The organism is Streptomyces sp. NPDC059850 (genome assembly GCF_042731515.1).
GTDB lineage: Bacteria > Actinomycetota > Actinomycetes > Streptomycetales > Streptomycetaceae > Streptomyces.
Map to the genome: position 1 here is coordinate 1 of NZ_JBHWJI010000009.1, position 18,515 is coordinate 18,515.

Sequence of the window (18,515 nt, forward strand, 5' to 3'; positions counted from 1 at the left end):
GAGAACTCCTGGCCGAGCGTCATCGGCACCGCGTCCTGGAGCTGGGTGCGGCCCATCTTCAGGATGTCGCGGAACTCCTCGGCCTTGGCGGCGAACGCCTCCCGCAACACACCCATGGCGTCGAGCAGTTCATGGACGGCGATGACGGTGGCGACCTTGAGGGCCGTCGGGTAGACGTCGTTGGTGGACTGGCTGAGGTTGACGTGTTCGTTGGGGTGGAGGACGCCGTACTCGCCCTTCTCGTGGCCGAGGATCTCTAGGGCCCGGTTGGCGATGACCTCGTTGGCGTTCATGTTCGTCGAGGTACCGGCGCCACCCTGGATCACGTCCACGGTGAACTGATCGTGCAGTCGGCCGTTCCGGATCTCCTGGCAGGCGGCGACGATGGCCGCGGCCTTCTCCGGGGCCAGGAGTCCGAGGTCCTCATTGGCGCGGGCGGTGGCCTCCTTGACCGCCGCGAGCGCGTTGATCAGGTGCGGGTACGCGGAGATCGCCGTACCGGTGATGGGGAAGTTCTCCCGGGCGCGCAGGGTGTGGATGCCCCAGTACGCGTCGGCGGGGACGTCCCGGTCGCCGAGGAGATCGTGCTCGCGGCGATGGTCCGCGGTGATGGACACAGAGGTTTCCTTCGTGGGGGGTGGGGCGTGAGCATGCGGGACGGGACATGACGCGGGCATGTCAGCGCATTTCGCCGACGACGGGCCGATGATCGGTATCGAGGGGGACGTACCAGGCGAGGGCCACCGCGGCCCTCATGAAGGACCACTCTGCGGTGCCGTCGCTGTGAGGTCCATCGGCAATTTCCCCGGTTGCTTATGAAGCTTTGCTTCATGGACACGCTTCTGGTCTACTCCGTCATGTGATCGATCCACGCAGGCTCCGGGTGCTGCGGGCGCTGGCCGAACATGGCACCGTCACCGCCGCCGCCCAGGCGCTCTACATGTCCCCGTCCGCGGCATCGCAGCAGCTCGCCGCGCTTGAGACGGAGGTCGGCCACGGCCTGCTGGAACGGCGCGGGCGCACCGTCCGGCTGACTCCCACCGGCACCGTGCTGGCCGCACACGCGACGAAGATCGCCGCGCAGCTGGAGCAGGCGGAGGCCGAGATGGCCGCGTGCTCGGAGGGCCTGGCCGGTGAAGTGACCATCGCCGCGTTCGCCAGCGCGATCACCGAAGTGGTGGCCCCGGCGGTGGCGACGCTGCGGGAGGACGCTCCGCAGGTGCGGGTCCGGGTGAAGGACGCCGAAGGCCATGCGAGCCAACGGCTCCTCATCGACGGTGCGGTCGATATCGCCCTGTCGGTGGAGCACCGGGACATCCCCGGCCAGAACAGCGAGCAGCTGCTGCGCGAGCCGTTGTACGCGGAGCCGTTCGATGTCGTGCTGCCGTCCGGCCATCGGCTGACCGACGTCCCGGAGGTCGACCTGGCCGACCTGAGCGACGATCCGTGGGTCACTCCCTGGCCCGGCAACCCGGTGCACGACGTCGTCCTGCGCGCCTGCGAGGACGCCCGTTTCCAGCCTCGGGTGGAATGCCTCGCCGATGACTCCCGGGCGGTGTGCGCCCTCGTCGCCGCGGGGGCGGGTGTGGCGCTGGTGCCCCGCTCGGCGCTCCACGGCATCGCCTTCGGCGGCGCCGCCACGCGCCCCGTGCGCGGCCACCGCCCCACGCGGCGGGTGTTCACAGCCGTCCGGCGCGGCAGCGAGCGCCACCCGCTGCTGAGGCTGGCGCTGCGCGAACTACGGGACCGGGCCGCCGCCCTCCGCTCCTGACGGCGGGTCGCCGTCGAGGAAGCCGCGGAGTTCGCCGCGGGTCGGCCCGGTGGCCGGGCCGTGCCGGGTGACGGCGAAGGCGGCCGCCGCGTTGGCACCCCGCGCCGCCTCGACCGGGGGCAGCCCGCTGGCGAGGAGGGCGAGGAAGGCGCCGGTGTGGGCGTCGCCCGCGCCATTGCTGTCGACGGCGGTCACCCGGCGGCCGGGAAGGTGTACGGCCTCGCCGCCGGGCGGTACGAGACGGCATCCGGCGGCGTCGGCCCGTACGATCACCCCGGTGTCCGGGCCCAGCCGCGCGGCGAGCGCGGCCGCGATCGGCGGGGCGTCGTCCAGGCCGGTCAGCAGCCGTCCCTCACGCTGGTTGCAGGTGATCCAGTCGCACCGCGCCAGGACGGGTTCCAGCACGTCCGGGGGAATGTCGGCGACCAGTGGCCCCGGGTCGAGGAAGACGCGGACGTCGTCGGGCAGCCGGGTGATGAGCGAGGCCAGGACCGGGCCGTTCACCGGGTAGGCGAGCCCGTACCCGGACACCTGCACCAGGTCGCCGGGGCGCAGCGCGGCGAGCACCGTGGCCGCGTCGGCCTCGGTCAGCCTGGCCTCCGCTCCGGGGCTGGTGGCGAAGGTGCGCTCGCCACCGTCGTCGACGAAGGCGACGCAGAATCCGGTGTCCGTGTCCGCCAGGGGCGGCAGCAGCACCTCGATGCCCTCGTGTGCGAGGTCGGCGCGCACCCGGTCCGCGAACGGGCCCGTGCCGTGGGCTCCGGCGTAGAGGGCGGGCAGACCCAGGCGGTGTGCGGCCACGAGGACGTTGAAGCCACCGCCCGTGGTGAAGGTGGTGTCCGTGGACACGGTGTCGCCACCGCGCTCGGGCACCTCCGGCACCCGCATCACCAGGTCGACGATGGCGTTGCCGAGGAGTACGAGCCTGCCACTCACGCGTGCTCCTGTGCGGTCGGCGCGAGCGGCGTGGTGTGCTGCGCGGAAGTGTCGTCGCCGCGGTCCGTGCCGTCCAGGCGCCGCAGCAGGGCGTAGACGGCGGCGGCGAGGGTGAGGGTCGCCACCCATCCCAGTCCGTTGACGCCGATCCAGCTGTCCGAGAGCGGTCCGGAGAACCAGATGTCGGTGGCGCCGGTGCCCGCTTCGGTGAAGCACAGCCCCACCACGATGGCCACCGCCCATGCGCTGGTCGCGGGCCAGGAGTAGCCGCCCCGGTACCAGTAGCGGCTGGTGCGGCCGGTGTTCATCAGGGCGTCGGTGTCGTACGACCGCCTCAGGAGCAGGTCGACGGCGAAGACGCCCACCCATGCGGTGATCGGCACGGCGAGGAGGGTGAGGAACGTGATGAACGGACCGTAGAAGTCCTTGGCGATCAGGATGAAGTAGATGCCGCCGACGAAGGTGACCACCACGTCCAGGGCGACGGCCAGGGTGCGCCGGACCCGTATCCCCAGGGTGATCATGGTGAGCCCGGCCGAGTACACGGACAGGTGGTTGGAGAGCAGCAGCCCGCCGAAGGCGGCGACCAGGTACGGGATGGCCATCCACCGGGGCAGCATCGCGTTGATCGCCGAGACCGGGTCGGCCGCGGAGGCGAGATCCGGCTGTCCCGCCGCGAGCAGCGAGCCGAGGGAGATGAGGACGACCAGGGGAATGCCCGCGCCGAACGCCGAGGCCGCCACGAGTTTGCCGCCGGGGATCCGGCGGGGCAGGTAACGGGCGTAATCCGCACCGGCGTTGGCCCAGCCGATGCCCGTTCCGGCGGCGATCATGCCGGTGCCCACGACCATGGCGCCCACCGGGGCGGCCGGGGCCTGGAAGACCTTGTGCCAGTCCACGGTGACCACGAGAAAGGCGATGACGACCAGGTTGAGCAGGCCGAAGGCGTAGGTGGCCCACTTGTTGATCCACATGATGGTGGCGTGTCCGAGGCCGCTGATCAGCAGGGTGCAGCCGATGAAGACCAGCAGGCAGACCACGGTGAGCACGGTGTTCTTCCGCACGCCGAAGGCGACGTCGAGCAGCGCCAGCAGGGCGAAGGCGGCCGTGGTCGTGTTGATCGTCTCCCAGCCGAGCCTGCTCAGCCAGGTGACCAGCGTGGGGCCCGCGTTGCCCCGGACCCCGAACACCGCCCGGGACAGGGTGAGCGCGGGTGCGCCACCGCGCTTTCCGGCGATGCTGAGGGCGCCCACCAGGGCGAACGAGCCGAAGGAGCCGAGCACGGCCACGATGGCCGCCTGCCAGATGTTCAGGCCTCGGAAGCTGACCAGCGCCGCGCCGAGCGGCAGACCCAGGATGCTGATGTTGGCCGCGAACCAGGTCCAGAACATCTGCCCCGGGTGGCCATGGCGTTCGGCGTCGGGCACGGGCTCGATGCCACGTGTCTCCACCGCGCCGACGCGGTCGTTGTCTGATCCGGCCATGGTCGTACCTGTCTTTCTGTTCGGGGAGAGCAGTCACCCGGTCGCGGCGGCCCGCAGTGCGAGGAGGGAGGTGGCCAGCGGCGCCAGGTCGAGGCCGTTGACGGAGCGGAGAGTGGTGAGCGCGTCGGCCGGGAGGCCGCAGGCGCCGCTGAGGGATCCGGCGACGGCCCCGGCGATGGCGCCGATGGTGTCGCAGTCGCCGCCGAGGTTGGCGGCCAGCAGGCAGGCGCGCCACGGTTCGCCGTCGGCCAGGGCCAGGACGGCGAAGGCCGCGGGAACCGACTCCTGGCTGGCGACGCTGGTGCCCACGAGGTCGCTGATACGGTCCAGGGCTTGCTGCTCGGGCAGCCCCCGGACCAGCTCCACGGCCCATTCGATACGGGCCGCGATGGCGGCCCCGTAGACCCAGTGGCCGCGCTCGGCACCGGCGGTCGCGGCCGTGATGGCCGCGGCGATGGCGTCCTCCAGGCCACCGCCGCCGATCCCCCGGCTCACCGCCGCGGCCACGGCGGCGGCGGAGGCGATGCCGAGGGTGGTGTCATGGGTGACCTGGCACGCCGCGGCGACCTGGTCGATGAAGGGCTCCAGCGGTGTGTCGGGGAAGGCCACGCCGACCGGGGTGATCCGCATGGCGGCTCCGTTGGTGGCGCCGGACTTCCCCGCCTCCTCGGGCGGTGTGCCACGGGACACGGCTTCCAGGGCGGCCTTGGTGGACGGGCCCAGCAGATCGAAGGAGCCCTTGGCCTTCATGGCGCGCTCCCACTCCAGCAGCTCCTGGGCGAGCCGCGTCGGATCGATGCGCCCGCCCCCGTCGACCAGCAGGCGGCCGACGATGACGGCCTGGTCGGTGTCGTCGGTGACCGATCCAGCGGGCATTCCGGCGCTCACCGGATTGTCGGCCGGGCCCGGTTCGAACCCGGTGACGGAGCCGAACCGGGTGACGATCGACCGCCGGGACATGATCTGGGTCGGCATGCCGAGCGCGTCGCCCATCGCCAGGCCGTACAGGGCTCCGAGGGCGCGGTCGTGCTGGTCGTTCATCGAGGGTTCCTGTCGGTGCGGTCCGGTACGGGGGTGTTCGGTGCGGGGGCGGCGGCTCATCCGGGCGGCTCGCCGAAGCCGAGGTGGAGTTCGAAGCGGGCTGGGTCCAGCAGGCTGGTCACGTGCTCGACGACGCGGCCGTCCGCTCCTCGGCTGACCCGGCGCGTACGGAGGAACACCTCCCCCTCGCCACGGCGCAGCAGGGCCGCCTCGTCCGCGTCCAGCCTGGTGATCGACGCCCACTCGTCCCCGTACGTGGCGCGGATGCCCACCTCGGCCAGGGTCCTGGTCAGCGAACCGTCCACCAGACCGCGCAGCGGCACCTCGGCGAGGGCGGGGGTCAGCGGGACCCTGCTGCGCTCCAGCGATACGGGGGTGTTCCCGGGCAGGACGCGCAGGCGGTCCAGGGCCAGGAAGCGGCCACCGTCGGTCTCCAGCTCCCCGGCCAGCGCTTCGTCTCGTACCGCTTCGAGGCGCAGCACTTCGGTGGTGATCCGGACGTCCTGGTCGGCCAGGGCCCTGGTCCAGCCCAGCCGGTTGTCCAGCAGGGCTCCGTCGAAGGTGACGAACGAGCCGACTCCGGCGTGGGTGGAGATCAGCCCCTGCTTGCTCAGCTCGTCCAGCGCCTGGCGGACGGTGGTCCGGCTGACCGCGAAGCGCCGGGTGAGCGCGTGTTCGCCGGGCAGCCTGCTGCCCGGCTCCAGGGCACCGCTGTGGATCTCACGGGCCAGGACGCGGGCGACGCGCTGGTGCTTGCGGACCTGTTCAGTCATGTCCGGAAGCTAGCCATACATGTCCAGTCCTGTCTAGAGGGCGGACCGAATCGACCGGCTCCTGGCGCCCACCACCGGGGCTCCACCGAAATTCCTGTGGGGATCGGTATCCAGGTAGGTGGTCAGTCGGTCTGGATATCCACACCGACCGCAGCACTCCGGGAAGGAGTCCGGCATGATGCGCCGCCTCACCACCACGGCAGGGATTCTGGCCGCCGCGGGAGCCCTCGTCCTCGGCATGGCACCATCGGCCTCCGCCGCTCACGGCGACCTCTTCAACAGCACCTGGCGCACCGTCAACCCCAGCGGCTGCATTTCCGTGCCGCTGGAGGACAACCGATTCCACGTGTACAACCAAACCAACGAATACGCGCTCGCCTACATGAACAACGACTGCTCCGGGCCGGTCATCGATGTGATCCCGCCCGACGGCGAGTCCGATGGAGGCGAAATCGCCGTGCTGGGGCGGGCCATCTGGATCCGCTGACGCCCACGGACCCCAGGAACGACGGGGTGGACGGCGCGGGCATGCGCGCCGTCCACGTGGTGTGCCGGGGAGGGTGTTACCCCACCGCGGCGAGGGTCGTCAGGAGCGTTTGTCGATGGTGATGAACGGGTCCCACTGGAAGTAGCCCACTGGCTTCAGGTCGCCGTCCAGGACCTGGAAGTAGAAGCGGTACGTGACCCGGCCGGTCTTGCGGACGTCCGCCTCCCAGTAGTGGTCCTCGTAGTCCTGCGTGACGAATTCCGGCCTGCCGTCGGACCCCTCCTTCGGCATCGGATAGGTGCCGTCGCCCACCACGATCCGTGGCGTGCTGATCAGCGGATCGCTGCTCACGTACCGGTACAGCAGGGCGCTGTATTCGCTGTTGAGCGAGAGCGTCGTCTCGCGCCACCTGATGATGTCCCTCGGATTGGCCCGGAAGTTCAGTTCGGCTCCCGAGGTGCCGACGACGCGGTCCTGACGCGTCGTCATATAGATCAGGCTGTGGTCGACCTGGGTCGGCGCGTCGGGATTCCTCGACGCGCTCGTGTAGCGATGGGCGATCGTGTACGCGTCGAACGCGATCATCACGTTGATGAACTCGGACATATTCCTAACCCCTTTTCTCTTGCACCTTGTAGGCCATCGCCCGCGGGTAGTCGTGCCGGTGCAGGCGGACGCGGACCAGCAGTGGCCCCGCGTTGAGCGGGTCGGTGGGGTCGGCGAGGCGGGTCAGCAGCTCGTCCAGCTCGGAGGTGTGCGCGATGCTGATCCCGTTCACCGGGGTCTTCTTGCCGGAGAAGACCTCCGCGAGGCGGTCGTAGTGCCACGGGTGGAGGACGTTGTAGAAGTCCGCCTCCGGCGCGTCGTCCCCCGCGCCGGAGTCCCGGTCGGCGTAGTAGGACGGGTGCACCAGCATCTGCTCGATGCCGTAGAAGTGTCCGTTGTCCATGACGAACACCACCGACCGCAGCCCGAGCCTGGTGTGGGTGGAGATCTCCTGGCAGGTCTCCTGGAAGGCGCCGTCGCCGACGAACACCATCGGGCGGGCGTGCTCGCGCTCGGGGGCGAGCGCGGCGCCGGTGGCCGCGCCGACGGACCAACCGATGGACAGCCAGCTGATCTGCGACAGGAACCCGCCCGCTGGCAGGCTCAGGTTCATCGAGCCGATGAGGGAGAACGCGGCGTCGGAGACGACCGTCCAGTCCCCTGGGCTCTCCTCGCCCAGGAAGTGGTTGATCCGGTCGAACACGCCGTCGTAGGTGAGCCGTTCGGCGGACCGGGAGTGCGAGCCGCGGGTGCGGAGGGTGGCGCGGTGGCTTCCCAGGCTGGCGGGGCGGTCGGCGGTGGCGCCGAGGTGGGCGTGGGCCTCGGCGTAGTAGTCGGCGGCCAGGCCTCCCGACCCGAAGCGCTTCACCAGCGCGTCCTGGAGGGCGGGCAGCAGCCGCTCCAGCTGGACGTCGGGGAAGTACCGGGTGCCGACGCTGACGCCGCCCTGCGCGGCCATCACCCAGTCGGTACCGACGTACTGGTCCCCGCCGAGGTTCTTCGACGTGGACCAGGCGCCGAGGCCGATCCGGCACGTGGCCCAGTCCTTGAAGATCCAGTGCACATCCGGGTGGCTGGCCGGGCCGTTGTAGACGCCGTGGAACTCCCGCAGTTCCTCGTCGACGACAGCCTTGGCACCCACGGTGGTGCAGAACGGCACTCCGGTGGCTTCCGTCAGGTCGGTGAGCTGGTCGCCGAGGCGGAACCGGTCGATCTCCTCGCCCGCCCACACGATCGGGCGGGGCCTGCCGTCCGGGCCGGGGTGGTCCTCGATCAGGGTGAGGATGGCGTCCACCGCGTTGTCCAGCATGGCCTGGTTGCGCGTACTGAACGGCCGCTCACGGCGGAGGAGGGGCTGCTCGGCGACGGCACAGGGCTCGTCCCACAGGTCCTCCATGACCTCCAGATAGACGGGCCTGCGCTCGGACAGGCAGGCGGTGAGCGCGGCGTCGATCTGGCCGGGGGCGAGGCCCGGGTTGGAGATGACCTGCGCCTCCACGGTGACCTGCCGGTAGACGTCCAGGTTGCTCTCCCGGCGGGGGCTCATATGGGAGGTGAGCAGGCCGACGGCGCGGTAGTTCTGCCACTGCTCGTACGGCGGGCAGGCGTTGATGGCGATGAGCGGGACGTGCTCGACGTAGGCACCGCCGCAGGCGTTGAGCAGGTTGAACGCGCCCACACTGTAGGTGACCGCGGCCGCGCCGATGCCGTGGATACGGGCGTACGCGTCGGCGGCCTGGCCCGCGCCGCCCTCGGTGGGCGTGCCGACCCACTCGATGTCGCCCTCGGCCCGCAGGGTGGTGAGGAACGGGCCCAGGTGGTTGCCGGGGACGCCGAACAGATGGGTGATGCCCAGCTCGGCCAGGCGGCCGGCCAGATAGCGGGCGACCGTGCACTCGGGCGTGAACGCCGTCATGAGCGGCCCCCCGCGTTCGGCCCCGGGGTCGTGAGCTGCGGGGCCTGGTGGACGGCGGTGGCGGCGCGGATGGCGCTCTCCAGAGCGCCCTCGATCCAGGCGTGTTTGAGTGAGGTGTGCTCTCCGGCGAAGTGGACGGGGCCCTCGGGGCGGGAGACGTCCAGGTGGAAGCTGGTCATCTGGTGCGGGGTGTAGATGGCGGCCTCGCCGAACGCGTACGGATCGCGGGCCCAGCTCTTGGTGGCGCCCCGGCCGGTGAAGAACACCTCGATGCGGCGGCCGTGCAGGGCCTGGAGGTTGCGCAGGGCGTAGACGTAGCGCTCGTCGGGGCGCATGGAGTCCCAGCGCGCGGCGTCGTCGGACCAGGAGTACGAGGCGAGCACCACGCCACCGGTGCTGCCCTCGACCTGGTGGGAGGGGTAGTACATGAACCGGTTGGGGTTGTCGGTGGCGGAGCCCCCGCCGAAGCAGTTTGAGGCGGGGCGGACGGCGGGGCCGCGCAGGGGCATGGTGCTGCCCAGCTTCCGCATGTCCTCGGTGACGCTGCTGTCCTTGACCGCGGCACCGAGCAGGCCGGTGACGCCCGCTTCGGCGAACGCGGGGGCGGGGGCGGCTTCGGCGTCCTGCTCGCCGCTCGTCTGGTAGTAGTCGTAGAGACCGGGTGCGATGCTCTCCAGCTCGTTGCGCCAGTCGTCCTCGGTGAACTCCCACCACCGGCGGCTGAACTCCAGCAGCACCTTGGTGGCCTGGTCGTAGTGGGTCTCGATGATGGCGCGGCGCTTCTTGTACGACATCGAGGGGACGATCTCCACGAAGCGCAGCGCGGAGAACGGGATGGTGACGATCGCCAGGTCCGCGGTCCACTGGCGCGGCGCGGCCTGCGGGTCGTCCTCGGGGACGGTGTGCACGGCCACGCCCCATCCGTCGGGTCCGACGGCGCAGGCGCCCTCGGGGGCGGTGTCGCGGCTGGGGTCGTGGTATTCGAGGCGGATCATGCGGTGGCCGAGCTTCACCTCGTCGCGCAGGCCCTGGTGGAGGGCGTGGGGCAGGCGCCAACTACCGCCCTCTATCTCCCAGTAGCGCACACCGGGGTTGATGTCGCTGCGGCTCAGGAAGCTGTGGAAGAAGGAGAGGTGCAGACGCGAGGACATGTTCTCCAGCGTGCCGACGGCCTCGATCGCCTCGTCGCTGAGCCCGCCGCGCTCCCGCAGGAAGCCGCCCATGGAGTAGCCGTCGAAGTCACGGATGACCCGGGCCCAGCCCTCGACCCACTCGTCGAACGGCTTGTTGACGCGCCGCCCGTCGACCACGTCGGAGTAGTAGTCGCGGACGATCTCCAGCGCGTCGTCCACCATCCGCACGACAGGGGCGCGGACCTCGTCGTCGGTGAGGTGGAAGCCCTCGTTGATCCGCTCGGGGGCGGTGGCGTAGTCGGAACGCCGCACCTGCACCCGGTTGGCGCGGATCCAGGAGTTGCCGCGCTTGTCGGGCTCCCGGAAGCCGGGGCTGTCCTCGCCGTGGGTCCAGGTCCGGCCGGTGAAGGAGGTGTACGTGACCGGGGGCACCCTGACGCCGGGGCCGCTGCCGGTGGAGGGGTCGATGTCCACGTTGTAGAACTGGCGGCGGGTGAGCCCGAGTTTGTCGACGAGGGCGAGGACGAGCGGGTGGAAGTCGGGCAGCCGCATGGCCCCGGCCTCGGCGTACTGGGCGGAGTCGTCGAAGGGCTGATGATGCTTGGTGGCGCGGAAGGTCTTGACGCGTCCGCCGACACGGCTGGCGTTGGCTTCCAGGATGGTGACGTCGTGCCCCGCGTCCTTGAGCAGACGTCCGGCGACGAGGCCGGTGATACCGGCGCCGATGATGAGGATCTTCTTACGGGGGTGCGGGGTCGGTCCGAGGCCGCCCGTATCGATCAGCGTGTCGAGATAGCTGAGCTTGAGGTCCTTGTCGTCCGGCCCGATGAGAAGAAGCTCGCGGGCGAGCTTGAGACACGTTTGCCAGCGCGCACGGGCTGCGGAGTTGCCGCGTGGAGTGTCGGTCATAGCTTGCGATCGTAGATATGAAGAAACGATTTCTCGATTCCCCAAACAGGCAATGCGTTGGCAAAGTCCTAAAAATATCGAACACGCGGTTGGCGGAATTGCAAGCTTGCCGGCTTTTACAGGTGAGGGGCCCATGATCCGCACGAGACGGAAGGGGAAGAGGGAACGCAATCGCGGGTGCGCCGGGCGAGTTAACCCGCCGGACCACCCAGTTCATCGAACTGGGCAGCGAATAGAGACCGTCACGCCGATGCGCACAGGAGTTCGGAAACAGTATCGCCTTGGCGCATTCCTGACGACCGTCTTTTGCGCCTACCCGGAATCAGCCGGCCGCACCGGCCCCCACCGTGCTTTCCCGGACCATCAAGCTGGGCTCGAGAGCCTTTGACGCCATTTCCCCGCCACCGATTCCTGTGAGCAGAAGACTCATCGCCTCCGCTCCCATCTCGCGCAGGGGGGATTTGACCGAACTCAACGGCAAGGGCAGTTCACCGGCCAGCGAGACGTCGTTGTATCCGATCACCGCGATGTCCCTGCCGGCGGTCATGCCCGCCGCGCGGAGCGTTCCGAGCGCGCCGATCGCGGCGAAGTCGTTGACCGCGAAGATGCCCGTAGGCATCTCGCCGGGCGCGTCGAGGATCTGCCGGCACGCGCGGTGCCCTCCGGCGACGTCGAACCGGGACGGGACGACGAGTTCGGGAACCAAGGGGTGGCCGGCTTCGCCATAGGCGTCGGCGAATCCGCGGACGCGGTCGAGCGCGGTGCTGGCGTACTGCTCACCCGCGATGACCGCGACCCTGCGGTGGCCCAGCTCCAGGAGGTGCCGCGCCGCCAGACGGCCACCCGCGTAGTCGTCGCAGGTCACGCTCGGGTGATCCTGAGACCACCTGCTGACCAGGACGAACGGCACGCGGCGCGCCTGGAGCTGCGCGATGATCTCGTCGTCTTCGATACGCGCGTCGCCGAGCACGATCCCGTCGACGTGGCGGGCCAGCAGCATGTCGAGCTTGGAGGCGCGTTCCGCCTCGTCGTCGTTGGTGTTCGCCACGAACGTCTGGTACTCGCGGCGGCGCGCCTCTTCGTCGATGCCTTCGTAGATCGTCGCGAGCACGAGGTCGGTGAGGCGCGGCACGAGCACACCGGCAAGCGAGGTGCGCTGCGTCCGCAGCCCGGCCGCGTGGAGGTTGCGGGAGAACCCCAGCTCCCCGGCGATCCGGCGAATGCGTTCGACCGTGTCGGCGGATCCGACGCGAACACCGCTCGACAGTGAGCTGGAGAGCGCGCGCGAGGCCGTCGATGTGTGGACACCCGCAAGGGCGGCGACGGTCGCCAGAGTCGGCCGCCCGGCCTTGTCCAGATGGGGAAGATCTTCTCTGGCTGGTCCGGACACGTATCCCCCTCCCCCTCCGGACACGACCGCCGGAGAGATCTGCAACCGACCCCTTGCCACCCCAAATGACCCCGGCTAGATTAGCACAATCGATTGGCGCAAACGATTGGGCAACTGTGCGGACCGTAGTCGTCATCACCACGGGCGGAACCATCGCCAGTACCTCGGACGAGGACGGCGCCAAGGTCGCGAGCGTCTCCGGCGCCACCCTGGTATCCGGTCTCACCGCCGGACGGAGCGTGCCGGTGCGGGTCGTCGAGGCGATGAACCAGAACAGCTACGCCATCGGCTTCGAGCAGATGGACGAGATCAACCGCCTGGTGAAGGGGGCACTGAGCGACATCGACACCTGCGGTGTGGTGGTGACACACGGCACCGACACGCTGGAGGAGTCGGCGATGCTGGTCGACCTCTGCCACGGGGACCCCCGGCCGGTCGTGTTCACCGGGGCCCAGTTGAGCCACGACGACCGGGCGGCCGACGGCCCGCGCAACCTTGCCGACGCGATCGCCACCGCGGCGTCCCCACAGGCTCGTGATCTCGGAGTCCTGGTCTGTTTCGCCGGCGTACTGCACTCGGCACGAGGGACCCGCAAGGTGCACAACAGCACGCGGTCCGCGTTCCTCGACGCCGACCACGGTCCCGTGGGCACGGTCAATCGCGACGGCCGCGTCCGCTTTCACACACAGCTGCGGCGGGCCGTGACCGGACTGCCACCCGAGGTGGCGATCTCCGGCACCCGGGTCGACATCGTCGCGATCTATCCTGGGTGCGACGCGGCCGCCCTTGAGGCGGTTCTCGCCAGGGGCGCCCGAGGGATCGTCCTGGAGGCGACCGGCTACGGAAACGCGAACGCGGACATCGCCGCCGCGGTCGCACGCTGCACACGCGCCGGGGTGCACGTCGCCCTCTCGTCGCGCGTGGCGGCCGGCGCCATCACACCCGTGTACGGCGGCGGAGGCGGTGGCGTCGATCTGGTCGCCGCGGGCGCCATCGTCTCGGGTCACCTACGTCCCAGCCAGGCACGGGTCCTGCTCGCCGCACTCATCGCGTCCGGGCGCACACACGACCAGATCGTCTCCGCGTTCGCCACCGAACCCGACCGGTCGGAAGCAGTACCCCCACCCCTAGGAGTCCTTCCATGACGGAAACCACCCGCTCGGCCACCCACCCGGCCGTGAGCCCGCTCCGCGTCGCCGCCGTCCAGTCCAACCCGCGGGTCGGACTGGAGAACAAGGCGGACAACGTCGCGGCCACCATCGAGCAGATCGAGGAGTGCGCCGGCCACGGTGCCCGGCTGATCGTGCTGCCCGAGCTGGCCGGCACCGGCTACTCCTTCGACACCCGGGAAGAGGCCTACGCACACGCCGAGCCCGTCCCGGACGGCCCCACCTGCGCGAAGTGGAAAGAACTCGCCGCCCGGCTCGATGTCTACATCGCGGCCGGCATCGCGGAGAGCGACGGTGTCCACCTCTACGACTCGGCCGTCCTGATCGGCCCCGAGGGCTTCATCGGCACGTACCGCAAGTCGCATCTGTGGAACCGGGAAAAGCTGATCTTCACCCCTGGCTCGTCCTACCCCGTCTTCGAGACCAGGATCGGCAGAATCGGGCTCCTCATCTGCTGGGACATCTGGTTCCCCGAAGTGGCCCGGATCCTCACCGCGCAGGGCGCCGACCTCATCTGCTCGGTGAACAACTGGGTGTGGACGCCGCCGCCGCTGTTCGACGAGGCCGGCAACTGCATGGCCAGCTACCTCACGATGGGCGCCTCGCACGTCAACAGCGTCCCGATCATCGCCGCGAACCGCGTCGGTGAGGAACGCGGCGGAAAGTTCCTCGGCTGCTCGCTGATCACCGGAGTGAACGGCTGGCCGACCGCGGGCATCGCCGACGCGGAGAAGGAAGAGATCCTCTACGCCGACATGGACGTCGTCGCGTCCCGCTCGGCAGTCGTCTGGAGCGAGCTCAACGACCTGCCCCGCGACCGCCGCACCGACCTCTACGACCCGCTGCTCGGCTACACCGGCGGCACTCCCGCGGTTCGCTGACCCGACAACGTCACAGCGGACCGCGCATTCCCCCTCGTTGAGCACCGAGTCACCGAGCACCAGGTCACCGAGCACCGGACACCGGACACCGAGCCACCGGGCACCAGCAATTGAGCACCAGCGCACCCTTCAGGCGGGCACCACGATGACGACTCCGACCCACCACCCCTCGCAGGCCGACTCCACACACCCGGACGAGAACCGACCCGAACTGTCACTGCCCGGGCTCCTGCTCGGCGGAGCGCTGACCGTGGGCGCCTTCATGGCCCTGGCTGCTCTCCTGGCCGGGGTACCGGCCGGGCATCACGCCCTGCCGGACTATCCGGACTGGCTCTCGGCAGTCACCCGCGAACCGGCCGCGCGGCTCCAGTGGGTCCTCGGTGACATCAGCGAACCACAGTTCTACAAGTCCTGGGTCGCCTCGCTCGGCCTGCTCGCGGGAGCCACCGTCGGCTGGTGGGCGCTGCGGGCGAAGAAGCCGTGGGCCGGGGAGCCCATCGCCTACGGCACCGGGCTGTGGCCGTGGATGCTCGGCGCGGCAGGCCTCAGCCTGGTGCTGTCCAACGCCCTGTTCGGCGGCAGTCTCGACAGCGGGTGGCAACCGACCTTCGTCCCCTTCGTGTGTGTCGCCACCGCCGTGGTCCTGGTCTACGGCCGCGGCTGGACGAGGCTGTTCACCGGCGCGATTCTCGGTGCGTTCACGACCCCGCTCGCCATGGTTCTCATCGACCATGTCACCGGGCCCCTCACCCTCCCGCCGGTCGTGGCGAACACCGCCTCCATGAGCATCGGTGCCGCGCTCGCCTTCCTGCTGTGCCGGGCACTGCCCTGGATGACACGCCCCGCGCCCGCGCCCGAGTCCCAGGAGGAGACGGTCGCCGCCGAGAAGGCGGCACCGACCCTCCTGAGTGACACCCGATGGATGATCCGCCGGATCATCACCGACTTCACCGAAACCCAGTTCTACGCCAACGAGTGGGCGAGCATCGGGCTGATCATCGGTGCGACCGTCACCACCGTGCTCAACCCGTCGTTCGCCTCCTACGGCACCGGGCTGCTGCCCAGGATCATGCTCGCTCAGGCTCTCACCTCGGCCATCGGCATCATCCTGTGGCGTCACCTCTACCGCGACGGAGGATGGGCACCCACCTACGTCTCGGTGGTGTCCGTGGCGCCGGCCACCGTCTTGGCCTACGGCGACAGCGCCACGGCGCTCATTCTCGGTGCCGTCGGCGGGGCGGTGCTCTGCCCCGTCATCGCGCGGCCGGTCTCCAAGGCGCTGCCCGACGACTTCCATCCGTTCATCGGCAACACCGTCTCCATGGCCCTCGCGACCGCGGCGATCGTCCCCGCCATCGGGCACCTGGTCTGACCGTCAGTTGTCGCGCAGCACCGTCGTCGCCTTGTTTCCGGCGTAGTCCTCCAGGACCGCGACGACCTTGCTGGTGGGGCTGGACATGGTCACCGTCATCGCCGGGCGGGTGGTGCGGCCACGGACGATGTACGGCTTGTTGCCCGAGCCGTAGGTCGTGGCGAACGATTTCGGCTGGCCGTTCTCCAGGATGGTGAGGGTGTGCCAGTCGGAAAGGGTGGGGCGGGAGAAAGCGAAAGTGTTTCCCGTGACTTTTACGGCGGACGCGGGATAGGAACTGATATCGGCATCGGCGAATGTGCCACGCACGCCGGTGGCCGTGCCGTCGCCGGTTTTCACGGTGAGGAGAAATTTACCGCCGCTCACGGGTACGCCGGTCAGGGTCGCGCCCGGCTGGTCGCCCGGTACCGTCACCTCCTTGGTGTACGGCTTGGAGCTGTCGAGGCCCCGGACCTTCACGGTGACGGGCTGACCGGTCTGCCGTGGGGTCCATGTCACCTTCAGGGTGCCGTCCGCCGCCGCTTTGGCGGTCACCTCGGACGGGGCGGTGGACAGGTCGAACGACACGGTCGCGGGCTTGCTCCGGGTGCCGTCCGGGCCGACCGCGACGAGCTTGACCTTCCCTGAGGTGGCGGTGAAGCGCTTGGCGTAGAACACGTCGTCGTAGATGCCGCCGAGGTATGTGTCGTCGAGGTAGACGTCGTAGCGGCGCACCGTGTCGTAGTCGCCGCGCTGCCACGACAGGAACAGCTCGTCACTGCCGGGCAGCAGCTGGTCCATGCGCAGTTGCTTCGGCATGGCCGGGGTGCGGTCGACGCCGTCGTGCAGGGCCAGGGCGCCCACGTTGACCTGGTAGTTCTTGATCGGCTGGGCGCCCGCGGCGACGACGAGGCCGAGGGAGGCGATGCGCTCGCCCGCGTACTTCGACAGGTCGGCGGACGCGGTGGTCCAGCCGGTGGTGTGCTTGCCGGAGCCGGACAGTGGCACCTGCACCACCTCGCCCGGGTCGGAGGCCAGCACCAGCGCGAGCCGCAGCTGGGAGTCGTCGTCCGCCGAGGGCTTGTTGTAGGTGAGGTCGAGGGTGGACGCCGAGGTGACACTCAGGTCGGTCTTGTAGAGGCGTACGGTGTTGTCGCTTTCGAGGGTGCCGCTGAGGGCCAGGGAGCTGCCCCCGTTGTAGGCGCCGATCGGCCGGTAGGAGAAGCGGTCGGCGGGCGTGTACTCGGGGCCGTAGTCGAAGTCGGCCTTGAGGGGCGACTTCCCGGCGTCGATCCACCACTGCCAGGTCAGCGGGATGTCCTGGAGGTTGATGTTGCCCCACTCGGCGTCGTTGGAGAGCTTGCCGTCGCTCCAGGCCGACAGGCCGTGTCCGGTGTTGAAGGACGTGGCGAAGGTGGAGCCCTTGATGACGGAGCGCTCGGCGATGTACTTCGACATGCCCTTCCAGGTGCCCTCCGGTGTGGTGGCGCCCTGGGACGAGCCGGTCCACCAGCGGCGTTCCCGGTCGAAGACGGCCGACTGGGCCTTGTCGTCGGTCTTATTCGCGTAGTCGGAGGAGACGAAGTCGGCGCCGAGCGTGGCGATGGCGTTCATGGGGGCGCCATCGGTGTCGAGGTTGTTGGCGAGGTCGTACGGCTGGTCGAACTGGTACATCCCGGCCTCGACCCCGGCGAAGACACTCTTGCGCGGATCGAGGCCCAGACCCTTCGCGTACGTCTTCGACTTGGTGAGCTTGGACTTGTTCCACCAGTAGTTGAGGAAGATGGAGTCGGACACGTCGCCCTGAGTGGTGTCCCGGACGAACGGGGCGTTCACCGCGTTGAACTCGTTCTGGTACGAGATCCTGCCGGTGGAGTTGTCGATGGAGTCGTACCACTGCACATACAGGCCGCCGTCGCGCAGCTGCTGGAGGAACTTCTTGTAGGCGGGTATGTCGGCCGGGGTCACCGCCTCCTCCTGGTTGATGAAGTAGCCGTCGAAGCCGTAGTACTTGGCGACCTCGATGAGCTTCGCGGCGGCGGGGAAGCTGCCATCGGCCTTCCGCTGGAGCAGTTCGGTGTACGCCTGGTCGCCCCGGTCGTTCGGCGAGAAGAAGACGCAGCCCAGGGACCGTACGCCGTTGGCGTGGGCGGCGTTGGTGTAGCCGGGGTTGGGGAGGTTGACCGCGCCGAACTCGAACCACTTCTCCTTCCAGTCGAGGTCGGGGTCGTAGTAGTCCACGGGTACGCCCTCGGTGGGCATGCCGTGCCAGGACGCGTACACGTCGCTGTACTGCCAGTAGTTGAAGAGGTACTGGCTGAACTCGTTGGTGTACGGGTGGCTTTCGAAGAACGCGTTGCCGTAGTCGCCCGCGAGGGTCAGGGACTGGGTGTCGGCGGGGAGCGACGGTGTGCGCTGGGTGGCGGCGTTGGGCGCGATACGGGTCTGCAGGGGCACCTTGGCGCGCAGCAGCTCGGCGTTCGTGTCGTCCGCCGGATTCCATCGCAGCAGGTCGGTGGAGGAGTAGCCGTGCTGGTAGGGCTGGTTGGCGCCGACGGCGCTCTCCCCCTCCCAGGGGAGGGTGTCGCTCGCCAGGGCGCTGCCCGCGCCCAGGGTCAGGGCCAGCGCCGCCGCCAGGACGCCGGTGCGGGCTCTTCTGGTGCGGGGGCGTCGCGATGGTCTCTGTCGTCGCTGTATTCGTGGCATGCCATGTCCTCGCTTTCGCTGAG

Annotated in this window: 15 protein-coding genes; 5 read left to right on the forward strand and 10 right to left on the reverse strand. The window is 69.6% G+C overall.

What is annotated here, in order from left to right:
* A partial coding sequence (locus ACFV9T_RS09435; protein ID WP_385438192.1) for a lyase family protein occupies positions 1-611 on the reverse strand: 611 nt, incomplete at its 3' end.
* A gap of 248 nt (positions 612-859) precedes the next feature.
* Here ACFV9T_RS09435 and ACFV9T_RS09440 point away from each other — a divergent pair.
* Positions 860-1,771 (forward strand): LysR family transcriptional regulator, encoded by a 912-nt coding sequence (locus ACFV9T_RS09440; protein WP_385437899.1) that lies wholly within the window; start codon positions 860-862, stop codon positions 1,769-1,771.
* On the opposite strand, the gene ACFV9T_RS09445 is transcribed toward ACFV9T_RS09440, so the two are convergent.
* The 4 genes from ACFV9T_RS09445 to ACFV9T_RS09460 are packed head-to-tail and all read right to left on the reverse strand — an operon-like array spanning position 1,739 to position 6,005.
* Positions 1,739-2,707, reverse strand: a complete 969-nt coding sequence (locus ACFV9T_RS09445) for a PfkB family carbohydrate kinase (RefSeq protein ID WP_385437902.1) — start codon at positions 2,705-2,707, stop codon at positions 1,739-1,741. The two genes, ACFV9T_RS09440 and ACFV9T_RS09445, sit on opposite strands and share 33 nt — an antisense overlap.
* Positions 2,704-4,191, reverse strand: a complete 1,488-nt coding sequence (locus tag ACFV9T_RS09450) for a purine-cytosine permease family protein (protein WP_385437903.1) — start codon at positions 4,189-4,191, stop codon at positions 2,704-2,706. Before ACFV9T_RS09450 ends, ACFV9T_RS09445 begins: the two co-directional genes overlap by 4 nt.
* A 33-nt stretch (positions 4,192-4,224) precedes the next feature.
* Entirely contained in the window at positions 4,225-5,232 is a 1,008-nt protein-coding gene (locus tag ACFV9T_RS09455) for an ADP-ribosylglycohydrolase family protein (RefSeq protein WP_385437906.1), read from the reverse strand.
* 56 nt (positions 5,233-5,288) lie between these two features.
* Positions 5,289-6,005 (reverse strand): GntR family transcriptional regulator, encoded by a 717-nt coding sequence (locus ACFV9T_RS09460; protein WP_385437907.1) that lies wholly within the window; start codon positions 6,003-6,005, stop codon positions 5,289-5,291.
* A 175-nt stretch (positions 6,006-6,180) separates the two neighbouring features.
* On the opposite strand from ACFV9T_RS09460, the gene ACFV9T_RS09465 reads away from it, so the two are divergent.
* A complete protein-coding gene (locus ACFV9T_RS09465; RefSeq protein ID WP_385437908.1) occupies positions 6,181-6,492 on the forward strand; it encodes a hypothetical protein in 312 nt (103 codons plus the stop codon).
* Between the two features lie 99 nt (positions 6,493-6,591).
* On the opposite strand, the gene ACFV9T_RS09470 is transcribed toward ACFV9T_RS09465, so the two are convergent.
* The 4 genes from ACFV9T_RS09470 to ACFV9T_RS09485 form a co-directional block, all read right to left on the reverse strand.
* A complete protein-coding gene (locus ACFV9T_RS09470; protein WP_385437910.1) occupies positions 6,592-7,098 on the reverse strand; it encodes an inclusion body family protein in 507 nt (168 codons plus the stop codon).
* Positions 7,099-7,102: 4 nt separating this feature from the next.
* Positions 7,103-8,953 carry a thiamine pyrophosphate-binding protein gene (locus ACFV9T_RS09475; protein WP_385437912.1) on the reverse strand — a complete coding sequence of 617 codons (1,851 nt, stop codon included), beginning with the start codon at positions 8,951-8,953 and terminating at the stop codon, positions 7,103-7,105.
* Positions 8,950-10,995, reverse strand: coding sequence for an FAD-dependent oxidoreductase (locus ACFV9T_RS09480; RefSeq protein WP_385437914.1), 2,046 nt, complete (start codon positions 10,993-10,995; stop codon positions 8,950-8,952). Before ACFV9T_RS09480 ends, ACFV9T_RS09475 begins: the two co-directional genes overlap by 4 nt.
* Before the next feature lie 322 nt (positions 10,996-11,317).
* Positions 11,318-12,385 carry a LacI family DNA-binding transcriptional regulator gene (locus tag ACFV9T_RS09485; RefSeq protein ID WP_385437916.1) on the reverse strand — a complete coding sequence of 356 codons (1,068 nt, stop codon included), beginning with the start codon at positions 12,383-12,385 and terminating at the stop codon, positions 11,318-11,320.
* 116 nt (positions 12,386-12,501) lie between these two features.
* On the opposite strand from ACFV9T_RS09485, the gene ACFV9T_RS09490 reads away from it, so the two are divergent.
* The 3 genes from ACFV9T_RS09490 to ACFV9T_RS09500 all read left to right on the forward strand — a co-directional run bounded on the left by ACFV9T_RS09490 (position 12,502) and on the right by ACFV9T_RS09500 (position 15,807).
* On the forward strand, positions 12,502-13,530 hold the full coding sequence (locus tag ACFV9T_RS09490) for an asparaginase (RefSeq protein ID WP_385437918.1): 1,029 nt from the start codon (positions 12,502-12,504) through the stop codon (positions 13,528-13,530).
* Complete coding sequence (locus ACFV9T_RS09495) at positions 13,527-14,435, forward strand: nitrilase family protein (RefSeq protein ID WP_385437920.1); 909 nt, start codon at positions 13,527-13,529, stop codon at positions 14,433-14,435. The genes ACFV9T_RS09490 and ACFV9T_RS09495 overlap by 4 nt, the downstream gene beginning before the upstream one ends.
* 145 nt (positions 14,436-14,580) lie before the next feature.
* Positions 14,581-15,807 carry a hypothetical protein gene (locus ACFV9T_RS09500; RefSeq protein ID WP_385437922.1) on the forward strand — a complete coding sequence of 409 codons (1,227 nt, stop codon included), beginning with the start codon at positions 14,581-14,583 and terminating at the stop codon, positions 15,805-15,807.
* A 3-nt stretch (positions 15,808-15,810) separates the two neighbouring features.
* Here ACFV9T_RS09500 and ACFV9T_RS09505 read toward each other — a convergent pair whose 3' ends face one another.
* A complete protein-coding gene (locus ACFV9T_RS09505) occupies positions 15,811-18,492 on the reverse strand; it encodes an endo-beta-N-acetylglucosaminidase (RefSeq protein ID WP_385437924.1) in 2,682 nt (893 codons plus the stop codon).
* Positions 18,493-18,515 lie beyond the last annotated feature (23 nt).

Bases quoted from the DNA above. Each gene is read 5' to 3' on its own strand.
- ACFV9T_RS09450 (WP_385437903.1), bottom strand. From the start codon at position 4,191: ATGGCCGGATCAGACAACGACCGCGTCGGCGCGGTGGAGACACGTGGC.
- ACFV9T_RS09455 (WP_385437906.1), bottom strand. From the start codon at position 5,232: ATGAACGACCAGCACGACCGCGCCCTCGGAGCCCTGTACGGCCTGGCG.
- ACFV9T_RS09460 (WP_385437907.1), bottom strand. From the start codon at position 6,005: ATGACTGAACAGGTCCGCAAGCACCAGCGCGTCGCCCGCGTCCTGGCC.
- ACFV9T_RS09465 (WP_385437908.1), top strand. From the start codon at position 6,181: ATGATGCGCCGCCTCACCACCACGGCAGGGATTCTGGCCGCCGCGGGA.
- ACFV9T_RS09470 (WP_385437910.1), bottom strand. From the start codon at position 7,098: ATGTCCGAGTTCATCAACGTGATGATCGCGTTCGACGCGTACACGATC.
- ACFV9T_RS09475 (WP_385437912.1), bottom strand. From the start codon at position 8,953: ATGACGGCGTTCACGCCCGAGTGCACGGTCGCCCGCTATCTGGCCGGC.
- ACFV9T_RS09480 (WP_385437914.1), bottom strand. From the start codon at position 10,995: ATGACCGACACTCCACGCGGCAACTCCGCAGCCCGTGCGCGCTGGCAA.
- ACFV9T_RS09495 (WP_385437920.1), top strand. From the start codon at position 13,527: ATGACGGAAACCACCCGCTCGGCCACCCACCCGGCCGTGAGCCCGCTC.
- ACFV9T_RS09500 (WP_385437922.1), top strand. From the start codon at position 14,581: ATGACGACTCCGACCCACCACCCCTCGCAGGCCGACTCCACACACCCG.
- ACFV9T_RS09505 (WP_385437924.1), bottom strand. From the start codon at position 18,492: ATGCCACGAATACAGCGACGACAGAGACCATCGCGACGCCCCCGCACC.